Origin of the sequence: Actinomycetospora aeridis, assembly GCF_037400275.1 — a bacterium.
GTDB classification, from domain to species: Bacteria; Actinomycetota; Actinomycetes; order Mycobacteriales; family Pseudonocardiaceae; genus Actinomycetospora; species Actinomycetospora aeridis.
In genome coordinates this window covers 579,170-590,597 of record NZ_JBBEGL010000004.1, presented here as the reverse complement: position 1 = coordinate 590,597, position 11,428 = coordinate 579,170, and the positions used below count along the sequence as shown (strand labels likewise).

General features: G+C 77.3%; 8 protein-coding genes. 7 read left to right on the top strand and 1 reads right to left on the bottom strand.

The window, feature by feature from the left end:
- Positions 1-14: 14 nt before the first annotated feature.
- The gene (gene eccD, locus WCD41_RS17355; RefSeq protein ID WP_337714717.1) at positions 15-1,520 is read right to left on the bottom strand and encodes a type VII secretion integral membrane protein EccD; all 1,506 of its coding nucleotides are present in this window, start codon (positions 1,518-1,520) and stop codon (positions 15-17) included.
- A gap of 117 nt (positions 1,521-1,637) precedes the next feature.
- Here eccD and eccCa point away from each other — a divergent pair, with 117 nt between their 5' ends.
- The 7 genes from eccCa to glmM all read left to right on the top strand — a co-directional run bounded on the left by eccCa (position 1,638) and on the right by glmM (position 11,391).
- Positions 1,638-5,750: a type VII secretion protein EccCa gene (gene eccCa, locus WCD41_RS17350; RefSeq protein ID WP_337714716.1), complete on the top strand. Its 4,113-nt coding sequence runs from the start codon at positions 1,638-1,640 to the stop codon at positions 5,748-5,750.
- A complete protein-coding gene (locus WCD41_RS17345) occupies positions 5,747-7,921 on the top strand; it encodes a type VII secretion-associated protein (RefSeq protein ID WP_337714715.1) in 2,175 nt (724 codons plus the stop codon). Before eccCa ends, WCD41_RS17345 begins: the two co-directional genes overlap by 4 nt.
- Before the next feature lie 156 nt (positions 7,922-8,077).
- Positions 8,078-8,449, top strand: coding sequence for a WXG100 family type VII secretion target (locus tag WCD41_RS17340; RefSeq protein WP_337714714.1), 372 nt, complete (start codon positions 8,078-8,080; stop codon positions 8,447-8,449).
- Positions 8,450-8,494: 45 nt separating this feature from the next.
- The gene (locus tag WCD41_RS17335; protein ID WP_337714713.1) at positions 8,495-8,788 is read left to right on the top strand and encodes a WXG100 family type VII secretion target; all 294 of its coding nucleotides are present in this window, start codon (positions 8,495-8,497) and stop codon (positions 8,786-8,788) included.
- A gap of 148 nt (positions 8,789-8,936) precedes the next feature.
- Positions 8,937-9,380 carry a 50S ribosomal protein L13 gene (rplM, locus tag WCD41_RS17330; protein ID WP_337714712.1) on the top strand — a complete coding sequence of 148 codons (444 nt, stop codon included), beginning with the start codon at positions 8,937-8,939 and terminating at the stop codon, positions 9,378-9,380.
- Positions 9,377-10,030: a 30S ribosomal protein S9 gene (gene rpsI / locus WCD41_RS17325; protein WP_337714711.1), complete on the top strand. Its 654-nt coding sequence runs from the start codon at positions 9,377-9,379 to the stop codon at positions 10,028-10,030. The genes rplM and rpsI overlap by 4 nt, the downstream gene beginning before the upstream one ends.
- Positions 10,030-11,391, top strand: a complete 1,362-nt coding sequence (glmM, locus tag WCD41_RS17320) for a phosphoglucosamine mutase (protein ID WP_337714710.1) — start codon at positions 10,030-10,032, stop codon at positions 11,389-11,391. The genes rpsI and glmM overlap by 1 nt, the downstream gene beginning before the upstream one ends.
- The last annotated feature ends 37 nt before the right edge of the window (positions 11,392-11,428 follow it).

Sequence of the window (11,428 nt, the reverse complement as noted above, 5' to 3'; positions counted from 1 at the left end):
GCCGGCACGCGGGCTCACAGCAGCCGCATCGCCGTGTAGAGGTCCATGACCGCCAGCGCGAGGGGCAGCACCGCCGCGATCCCGATCGCCTCGGCGACGTCGACGGCCCGGCGCGCCACCGGCGAGAACCGGCGCCGCGGGACGACCACGCCCAGCACGAGCGCCGCGGCCCCGGCGGCGAGCGACACCGCCGGCACGGCGAGCAGCGCGACCAGGGGCGGGGCGACGAGCAGCCAGCCGATGAGCAGGCCCGTCCCGGCGAGCAGCGCGCACACGAGCAGCGCGACGGCCTGCACACCGTTGGCGTAGGTGCGCGAGCGCAGGGCGAGCAGGGCGGTGAGCAGCCCGGCGAGAACCCACCCCGCGACGCCGCGCCAGCCCGTCGCGGGCGCGAGCGCCATCACGCTCACCGCCCCGGCCGTCACCACGCCGCACCCGACGACCAGCCCGGAGAGGGCGGCGTGGGCGCGGTCGGCGCGACGCTCGATGTCGGCGTGCTCGGCGACCCCGGGGTCGTCGGCGAGCTCCTCGGCCGAGCCGGGCACGCGGGGCAGGGGCAGGCGGGCGAGCGCGATGCCGGTGCGGGGGAGCAGCGCCGAGGCGACGAGCGCCAGCGCGCCCGCACCCGCCGCGATGCCGGCGGCGTCGCCCGCGTCGACGACGGTGGCGACGCCCGCGGCGACCACCACCAGGACCGCCGCCGTGAGCGCCGCGAGCAGGGCGGCGACCGCGGTGCGCCCCGCGCTGCCCAGCGTCAGCAGGCACGCGGCGGCCACGGCGGCGGCGAGGGCCGCGCCGAGCAGCAGCTGCGGGGCGCCCGCCGTGACGGTCAGCGCGCCCGGCCCGCTCCACGGCACCGCCGCGACACCCGCCACCGCGGCGAGGCCGACCGCCCCGGCCGCGAGCACGGAGCCGGCGCCGGTCTCGTCGAGCACCCGCGTGCACACCGCGGCCAGCGCCAGCGTGACGAGGGCGGCGACGCCGGCGACCACCGCCGTGCCGAGCCCGCCCGCCGTGCCGGGCGCCCGTCCGACCACGACCAGCGCGAGGACCGCGCCCGCCAGCCCGAGCGCGAGGCCGCAGAGCCCGAGGACCCGGGCGGGGCCGGGGCCCCACGCGCGGTAGCTGCGGGGCGTCGCCTCGGCGACGGCGTCGACGACGTCGTCGAACAGCGGCGGCGGGGCGGCGTCGGCGCGGCGGCGCAGCACGAGCTGGTCGCCGTCGAGCACGCCCAGCGAGGCGAGGGTGCGCGACGGGTCGACCGGGCCCTGGCCCAGCGGCGCCAGCGTCCACCCGGCCCCCGAGCCGCGGACGGACTCCCCGGTCATGTCCAGCAGCACCGGCAACAGGTCGGCGAGCGGCACGTCGGGCGGGAGGGCGACGTCGACGCGGGTGCGCGGCGCGAGCACCGACACCCGGCTGGCCGCGGCGACCGCCCCCGACCCCGCGGGCAGCGAGACCTGGTCGCTGCGCGTGCCGGGCAGCGCCGTGCCCCGACCGGTGCGGGCGGTGCCAGTCATCGGTCTCCGTCCGCGTCGGCCTGCGTTCTCCCGAGACGGGCCCGGCGCGGCCCGCGGCTCCCTAGTATGGCCGGACCGACGGGGGCGGGTGGTGCGATCGGAGGAACGGGGGACGCGGTGGGCACTCGGGTCTTCCGACGCGCCGCGCGCCTGGCGCCGCCCGAGGTGCCGTCGGGGGAGATCCACCTCGAGGCCCCTCCGGAGATCCCCCGCGCGGTGCCGACCTCGCCGTTGATGCGCCTGTTGCCGCTGCTCATGGTGGTCGGCTCGCTCGGGTTCATCGTCGTCATCGGCGTCGACAACCCGACGTCCTGGCTCTTCGGCGGGATGTTCGCGCTCTCGACGCTGGGGATGGTGGCGGGCGGCGCGACGCGGGGCGGCGCGCAGCGGCGGGCCGAGGCCGACGAGGACCGCAAGGACTACCTGCGCTACCTCGCGCAGATGCGCCGCCGGGCCCGCGACACCGCGGCCGACCAGCGCCGGGGCCTCGAGTGGACGCACCCCGACCCGTCGTCGCTGGTGGGGCTCGCGCGCGGCCCGCGCATGTGGGAGCGCCGCCCGTCGGACCCCGACTTCGCGCACGTCCGGGTCGGCCGTGGCAGCCAGCGGCTCGCGACCGCGCTGGTCCCGCCGCAGACGGGCCCCGTCGACGACCTCGAGCCGGTGTCGACGGTGGCGCTGCGCCGGTTCGTGCGCACCCACTCCATCGTCCCGGACCTGCCGACGGCGGTGTCGCTGCGCGCCTTCGCCTCGGTGGCGGTCACCGGCGCCGACGCGGAGGCCCGGCGGGGTCTCGTGCGCGCGATCGTCGCGCAGCTCGTGACGTTCCACAGCCCCGACGACCTCGTCGTCGCCGTGGCCGCGACGGGTCCGGCGCGCGCGGCCTGGGAGTGGGTGAAGTGGCTGCCCCACGTCGCGCACCCGCGGCTGGCCGACGGGGCGGGCCCGGCGCGGATGGTGACGACGTCGCTGGCCGCGGTGGAGTCGTGGCTCGCGCCGGAGCTCGCGGGGCGGGGGCGGTTCACCCGCGGTGCGGCGCCCGCGGCCGACACGGCGCACGTCGTCGTCGTGCTCGAGGACGCCGAGGTCCTCGGCACCGAGCAGATACTGCTGGAGGAGGGCCTCGGCGCGGTCACGCTCATCGACCTCTCCGACTCGCTCGGCACGCTCACCTCCAGGCGCGGGCTCGGGCTCGTCCTCGAGGCCGGGGAGGCCGAGGATGGTGGTGAGGGACGCATCGGTGCCGTCGGGCGTCAGGGCGTGGAGTGGTTCGGCCGGCCCGACGCCCTCGGTGCCGCGGAGGCCGAGGCGCTCGCCCGCCGCCTCGCCCCGTGCCGGCCGCCGGTGGTCGGGGGCGGTGAGGAGGAGCCGCTGCTCACGAGCCCCGGGATCCTCGAGCTGCTCGGGGTCGACGGCGAACCGGACACCTTCGACGTCGCCGCCGCCTGGCGTCCCCGCCCCCTGCGCGACCGCCTGCGCGTGCCGTTCGGGGTGTCCTCCGACGGCGAGCCGGTCGACCTCGACATCAAGGAGGCGGCCCAGGAGGGCATGGGCCCCCACGGGCTGTGCGTCGGCGCCACCGGCTCCGGCAAGTCGGAGCTGCTCCGCACCCTGGTCCTCGGGCTGATCACGACGCACTCGTCCGAGGCGCTCAACCTCGTGCTCGTCGACTTCAAGGGCGGCGCGACGTTCGCCGGGCTCGCGCCCGCGCCGCACGTCGCCGCGGTGATCACCAACCTCGCCGACGACCTGAGTCTCGTCGACCGCATGCAGGACGCCCTCGCCGGCGAGATGCAGCGCCGCCAGGAGCTGCTGCGCGCGGCGGGCAACCTGGCGAACGTCACCGAGTACGAGCGCGCGCGGGAGAACGGCGCCCCGCTCCAGCCGTTGCCGACGCTGTTCGTCGTCGTCGACGAGTTCTCCGAGCTGCTGAGCCAGAAGCCGGACTTCGCCGAGCTGTTCGTCGCCATCGGGCGCCTGGGTCGCTCGCTGCAGATGCACCTGCTGCTCGCCTCGCAGCGTCTCGAGGAGGGGCGCCTGCGCGGGCTCGACTCGCACCTGTCCTACCGGATCGGGCTCAAGACGTTCTCGGCGTCGGACTCCCGGGCCGTCCTCGGGGTCCCGGACGCGGCGGAGCTGCCGGCGGTGCCCGGGTCCGGCTACCTCAAGGTCGAGTCGTCGACGATGACGCGCTTCAAGGCGGGCTACGTGTCGGCGCCGTACCGCGCGGCGGAGCGTGTCGTGCCCGAGGCGTCGCCGCTGCCCCGCGAGATGCGCCCGCGCCCGTTCTCGTCGCAGTGGGTCGAGCCCGCCGCGCCGACGGTGCTGGAGAGCACGCCGGGGAGCAACGGCAACGGCAACGGGCACGCCGGCGCGGCCGGGCCGCCCGCGGTCATCGGCCCGCACGGGCCGTCGGTGCCGTCCGGTCCCGGCGGGACGCCGTCGGTGCTCGACGTCGTCGTCGAGCGCCTGCGCGGGCAGGGCCCGCCCGCCCACGAGGTGTGGCTGCCGCCGCTGGCCGACCCGGCGACGCTCGACGCGCTGCTCCCGCCCCTGTCCGAGACCGCGGACCGCGGGCTGACCGCGCCCGGGTTCCCCGCCAACGGCGCGCTCGCGGTGCCCGTCGGGATCGTCGACCGTCCCTACGACCAGCGCCGCGACGTGCTGTGGGCCGAGCTCGCCGGCGCCGCGGGGCACGTCGTCGTGGCCGGCGGGCCGCAGTCGGGGAAGTCGACGCTGCTGCGGACCCTCGTCGCCGGCGCCGCGCTCACCCACACCCCGGCCGAGGTGCAGTTCTACGCGGTCGATCTCGGCGGCGGCACGCTCGCCGGACTCGCCGGGCTGCCGCACGTCGGCACCGTCGCGGGCCGTGGCGAGCCCGACCTCGTGCGGCGCACCGTCGCCGAGGTCGCCGCGCTGCTCGCGGGGCGGGAGCGCTGGTTCCGGGAGGCCGGGGTCGAGTCGATGGCCGACCTGCGCGCCCGGCGCCGCCGCGGCGAGCTCGCCCCCGGGACGGGCGGCAGCGACATGCTCGGCGACGTCTTCCTCGTCGTCGACGGGTGGCACGCGTTCCGCAGCGAGCACGAGCAGCTCGAGCAGACGGTGATCTCGCTGGCCACCGCCGGGCTGTCGTACGGCGTGCACGTCGTGATCACGGCGAGCCGGTGGGCCGAGCTGCGGCCGGCGCTCAAGGACCTGCTCGGCACCCGGTTCGAGCTCCGTCTGGGCGACCCCTCGGAGTCCGAGGTCGACCGCCGCGTCGCGGCGGTCGTGCCCGCCGGACGACCCGGGCGCGGCCTGTCCCGGGAGAAGCTGCACGTCCTCACCGCGCTGCCGCGCCTCGACGGCGTCGCCGACACCGAGGACCTCGGACGCGCCACCGGGGAGCTCGTCGCCCGCGTCGTCGCCGCGTGGGGCGGCGCGGGCGCCCCCCGGGTCCGGTTGCTGCCCGAACGCGTCGGCGTCGAGTCGCTGCCGGGCCCGGACGAGGGTCGTCCGCACCTGCTGCCGCTCGGTCTCGAGGAGGAGCGCCTCGCGCCGGTGGTGCTCGACGTCGCCGCCGACCCGCACTTCGTCTGCTACGCCGACGCGGAGTCGGGGAAGACGGCGCTGCTCCGCGGCCTGGCCCACCAGATCGTCACCCGCTACCGGCCCGACCAGGCCCGGCTCATGATCGTCGACTACCGGCGCTCGCTGCTGGGCGCGGTGGCGAGCGACCACCTCATCTCCTACACCTCGTCCGCGCCGGCGCTGACCGACGCGATGACCGAGCTGCTCGGGTCGCTGCAGCGCCGCCTGCCCGGTCCCGACGTCACCCCCGAGCAGCTGCGGGCCCGGTCCTGGTGGACGGGGCCGGACGTGTTCGTCCTCGTCGACGACTACGACCTCGTCGCCTCGTCGGCCACCAACCCGCTGGCCGCGCTGCTCGACCTGCTGCCCCAGGCCCGCGACGTCGGGCTGCACCTCGTCGTCGCTCGGCGCACGGGCGGTGCGTCCCGGGCGCTCTACGAGCCGGTGCTCGCCCGCCTGCGCGAGCTCTCGTCGCCGGGCATCGTCATGAGCGGGAGCCGCGACGAGGGCGTGCTGCTCGGCACCGTGCGGCCGGGCCCGCAGCCCCCGGGCCGCGGCTGGCTCGTGTCCCGCCGCCACGGCGAGCGCCTCGTGCAGGTGGGCTGGCGCGCACCGGACCCGCCGATCACGGCCCTGCCGGACCCCGCGGGGGACGCGTGAGCGACGGGCCCGCGGTCGCGATCGACCTGGGGGTGACGACGGTCGCGGCGGCGGTGGACGCCGGGCCGGGGGCGGGCGCCGTCGAGTCCGTCGAGCCCACCGACGTCCCCCTCGACCTCGCGGCGGTGTTCGCGCCCGCCGACGGCACCGCGCTGGCCGTCGGTGCCGCGGCCCGCCGCCTCGCGCCCACCGACCCGTCGCGCTACGACCCGACCCCGCGGCTGCGGGTCGACGAGCCCGACCTGCTGCTCGGCACCCGCGTCGTCGGGGTCTCCGAGGCGTGGGGCGCGGTGCTCGCCGGCGTGCTCGACCGCGCGGGCCCGCTGCTGCGCGGCGGCCGTCCCCGCCACCTCGTGCTCACCCACCCCGCGGGGTGGGACGCCGGGCGCCGCGAGGTGCTGCGCCGCGCCGGGTCGGGGCTCGCCGAGGCGCTCACGCTCGTCGAGGAGCCGGTGGCCGCGGCCGCGCACGCGGCGTGGATGCGCCCGCGGGATGCGGCGCGCGCCCGTCCGCTCGCCGTCCTCGACCTCGGGGCCCGCGGCGCGAGTGCTGCCGTGCTGGCGCCGGTGCCCGGCCGCTGCGGCGGCGCGCGCCTGCTCGCGCACCGCGAGGACGCCGGGTTCGGCGGCGACGACGCCGACGAGCTGCTGCTCGGTCACCTGCTCGGCGCGCTGCACGACGACCCGGCGGTCGACGACCCGGACGCGCGTGCGGAGGCCGACCGGGTGCGGGAGGTCGTCGCCGGCACGACGCTGGCCGACCGCCGGCACCGCCAGGTGCTGCTCGACGACGTGCGCGCGGCGAAGGAGGAGCTCTCCGACGCCGAGCAGGCCGCGGTGCCGCTGCCGGGACGGGTGACGGCCGCCTGGCTGTCGCGCGGCGAGCTCACCGAGGTCCTGCGCCCGGCGCTGCGCGGCGTCGTCGACCTGCTCGCCGACACGCTCGCCGACGCCGGCACCGGTCCGGAGCACCTCGACGGGGTGTGGCTCACGGGCGGCGGCGCGCGCATCCCGCTGCTCGCCGGTCTCGTGCACCGCGAGCTGGGGGTGCCGGCCACCGTCGCGACCGAGCCGCGGACGGTCGTGGCGCACGGGGCGCTGGTGGTGGCGCGCGAGGAGGACGCGCCGCGGCGCGGGGGTGGGAGCGCCGCCGGGGTGGCCGGGGTGGCCGGGGTGGCCGGGGTGGCCGGGGTGGCCGGAGTGGCAGAGGTGGCCGGGGTGGCCGGGTGGCCCCGCGACGAGCCGCCGAGCGCGTCCGGCGCGCACGGCCCGCTGCTCGACCCGCCCACGGCTCCGCTCCCGCCGGTCGGGGACACCCCGACGTCCCGGGCGGAAGACACGGCGGAGCCGACCGAGGACCTCGGGGAGCCGGTCGAGGACCCGGCGTGGCTCACCCCGACCGCCCCTGGCCGGTCGGACACGCTCCTGCCCGTCCGGCGCGTGGATCCGGACGACGCGACCGCGCCCGCGGAGCCGGTCGTCGCCACGACCCGGGGCGGCGGCGCCACCGACGTCACCGACGCCGAGGTCACCGACGTCACCGACGCCGTGGAGGACGGCGACACCGCGCGCGCCTCCGGCCGCCTGCCGGCCCGCCGGCCGCGACCGCAGGCCCCGCCCCGCGGCCGGGTCGGCGTCGGGGCGGTGATCGTCGCCCTGCTGGCCGTGGTCGCGGTGGTCACCGGGGTCGTGCTCGGTGTCCGTGCGCTGCAGGGCCCCTCGGGCACGCCGACGGTCGTGGGCGGGCAGGCCTTCGTCGCCCCGATCGGCTGGGTCGTCGCGGGCGGCGACGCGGGGGCGCGGCGGCTGCTGCTGCGGCCCGCGGGCGCGCCGCGCGGCGCGGACCTCGTCGCCGTCCAGGAGAACCCGCTCGATCCCGTCGCCGCCGCCGACCCGGAACGCGCCCGCGCCCAGCTCGCCGCCCAGTACGAGACCGCCCGCGCGGCCGGGGACCCGGTGTCGGGCTACGAGGCGCGGGCCGACTTCGGGGGGCGTGAGGTGGCCCGCTACCGGCAGGACCCCGCCCCGGGCGCCCGCGTCGACTGGTTCGTCGCCCTGTCCGGTCCCTCGATGGTGAGCGTCGGGTGCCGCCACGGCACCGACGACGCCGACGCGCGCCGCGTGCTCGCCGCCTGCGCGCAGGTCGTCGAGACCCTCGAGCCCGCGGGCTGACCCGGGCGCCGAGCCCACTGTGCGCCCACCCCGGAGCCCACGGCGCACGAGTTCGCACGACTTCTCCCGAACGGCCACCACGCCCCGCGCGTGGTCGTCATGCTCGATCCGTCGAGAGCACCCGGGGCCCGGCCCCGCGAGGAGAGGAGGGACGTCGTGTCACAGGGATTCGGCACCCAGACCGGCGTCATGGTCGACGTGGCCAACCGGCTGGAGACCATCAACGGGGATCTGCAGGGGCAGCTCCGGTCGCTGCAGGGCCGCCTCGAGCCCCTGGTCGCCGACTGGCAGGGCCAGGGTTCCAACGCCTTCCAGGGGACGATGGTCCGCTGGCAGACCGACGCCAAGCGCATCAACGACGCGCTGCTCGGCATCGCCGAGCGGGTGCGTGCCGGTGCCGGCCGCTACGACGCGAGCGAGGCCGACGCGGCCGGGCTGCTGAACGTCCTGGGCGACGCCGGCGGGGCGACGGGCGGTGCCGGCGGGGCCGGGGCGGGCGGTGGCGCCATCACGAACGCGCTCGGCTGACCGGCGCACCGACGGACAGAACCCCGGAACAGAGACGAGGACACCATGACCAGCCCCAACATCAAGGTCCGCTTCGGCGCCCTGCAGCAGGCCAGCCAGGACATCAACAGCGCCCACGCCGGCATCGAGCAGCAGCTCCAGGACGTCCGCACCGCGGTCGGGCAGCTCGGCGTGTGGGACGGCGCGTCGTCCGACTTCTACCGCGCGCAGCAGCAGCAGATCGACGCCGCGTGGAACGACCTGAAGGAGCTGCTCGCGCAGATCCGCGCGCGCACCGACCAGGCCACCCAGCAGTACATCGACACCGAGTCCGGCGTCGGGGCGATGTTCCGCGCCTGACCGGCGGAGCACCGAGGGGGTGGTCGGTGTCGGCCGCGAGGCGACGCGTACTCTGGAGGATCGTTGCGCGGTGTACGTCCCGCGCCCGCTCGACCACACATCGGCCTCCGTGCCGACCCGCCCAGCCGTCCGTGACGAGGTAGCTTCCGTGCGCACGTTCAGTCCGAAGCCCGGCGACATCGATCGCGCCTGGCACGTCATCGACGCGTCCGACATCGTGCTCGGCCGCCTGGCCAGCCAGAGCGCGACGCTGCTGCGGGGCAAGCACAAGCCCACGTACGCGCCGCACGTCGACACCGGTGACTTCGTGATCATCGTGAACGCGGAGAAGATCGCCCTCACGGGTGGCAAGCGCGACGACCGCTTCGTCTACCACCACAGTGGCTACCCGGGCGGGCTCAAGGCCCGCACGGTCGGCGAGGAGCTCGAGCGCTTCCCGGCGCGGCTGGTCGAGAAGGCCATCAAGGGCATGCTCCCGAAGAACCGGCTGGGCCGGGCGATGGGCAGCAAGCTCAAGGTCTACGCGGGCCCCGAGCACCCCCACGCCGCGCAGAAGCCGGTGCCGTACGAGATCCGACAGGTGAGCCAGTGACCACCCCTGACGACGCGACCGACCTGCCCGAGGTCGCCGACAACGACGCGGCGCAGACGCTCGCCGAGGCGGCGGACCTGCCCGAGGGCGCCGTCGGCGGGACGCCCGTCGACGCCACCGACGAGCCCGCGACCGACGAGCCCGCCGACGACGAGGTCGTCGCCGACGTCGTGAGCTCCGACGCCGACGAGGACACCGACCAGGACGTGGCCGACGAGGCCGACGTCTTCGGCGAGACCGCCGCTCCGGTGTTCGCCGGGATCGACCGCCCCGTGCAGACGGTCGGCCGCCGCAAGGAGGCCATCGTCCGGGTGCGCCTCGTCTCCGGCACCGGGCGCATCATCTGCAACGGCAAGGCGTTCGAGGAGTACTTCCCGAACAAGGTGCACCAGCAGCTCATCCGCGAGCCCCTGGTCGTCACCGAGCGCACCGAGCAGTTCGACGTCTACGCCACCCTGCACGGCGGCGGCACGTCGGGCCAGGCGGGCGCCCTGCGCCTCGGCCTCGCCCGTGCGCTCACCGAGGTCGACCCCGACGACCGTCCGGGCCTCAAGAAGGCCGGCTTCCTCACCCGCGACCCGCGGGCCACGGAGCGCAAGAAGTACGGCCTCAAGAAGGCCCGGAAGGCTCCGCAGTACTCGAAGCGCTGATGGGGCGGCTCTTCGGCACCGATGGTGTCCGAGGGCTGGCCAACGCCGACCTCTCGCCCGAGCTGGCGACCGCGGTCTCCGCGGCGGCCGTGGGCGTGCTCTCCGAGCACGCCCGGGCCGGGGGTCGGCGGGGTACGGCCACCCGCCCGGTCGCGGTCGTCGGCCGCGACCCGCGGGCCAGCGGCGAGATGCTGGAGGCCGCGGTCACCGCGGGCCTCGCCGCCGCCGGTGCGGACGTGCTGCGCGTCGGCGTGCTGCCGACGCCGGCGGTCGCGCACCTGACCGCCGAGCTGGACGCCGACCTCGGCGTGATGATCTCGGCGTCGCACAACCCGATGCCCGACAACGGCATCAAGCTCTTCGCCGCGGGCGGGCACAAGCTCCCCGACGCGCTCGAGGACGAGATCGAGGCGCGGGTGGGCGCCGGCGAGACGGCGTCGCGTCCCACGGGCCGTGACATCGGCCGGGTCGGCGACCTCGAGAACGCGCTCGACCGCTACGTCGCGCACCTGGCCTCGGCCACCCCGACGCCGCTGGGCGGCCTGCACGTCGTCGTCGACTGCGCCCACGGTGCCGCGTCGGGCGCCGCCCCCCGCGCCTACGCCGCGGCCGGCGCCCGGGTGACCGCCCTGCACGCCGAGCCCGACGGCTGGAACATCAACGAGGGCGTGGGCTCGACCCACATCGACGCGCTCGCCCGCGCGGTCGTGGCCGAGGGCGCCGACCTGGGCATCGCGCACGACGGCGACGCCGACCGCTGCCTCGCGGTGGCCGCCGACGGCAGCGTCGTCGACGGCGACCAGATCCTCGCGGTCCTCGCCCTCGACCTGCTCGAGCGCGGGGAGCTCGTCGACGCGACGCTGGTCGTGACCGTGATGAGCAACCTCGGCCTGCACCTCGCGATGGCCGACGCCGGTGTCGCGCTGCGCACCACGGCGGTGGGCGACCGGTACGTGCTCGAGGAGCTGCGGGCCGGCGGGTTCTCCCTCGGTGGCGAGCAGTCGGGGCACGTGGTGCTGCCGACGCACGCCACCACCGGCGACGGGCTGCTCACGGCGCTGCGGCTGATGGCGCGGATGGCGCAGAGCGGGCGCACGCTGGCCGACCTGGCCGCGGTGATGACCCGGCTGCCCCAGGTGCTCGTCAACGTCCCGGTCGCGGACAAGTCGGCGGTGGGCTCGTCCCCCGAGGTCGCCGACGCCGTGGCGGCCGCCGAGGCGGAGCTCGGGGGCCGGGGCCGGGTGCTGCTGCGCCCGTCGGGCACCGAGCAGCTCGTGCGCGTGATGGTCGAGGCGCCCACGCAGGTCGTCGCCGGCGAGGTCGCCGACCGGCTCGCGGGGCTCGTCTCCACCGTCCGGTAGCCACCCGCGGCTGCGCTCTGCGACCGGGCGCACACGG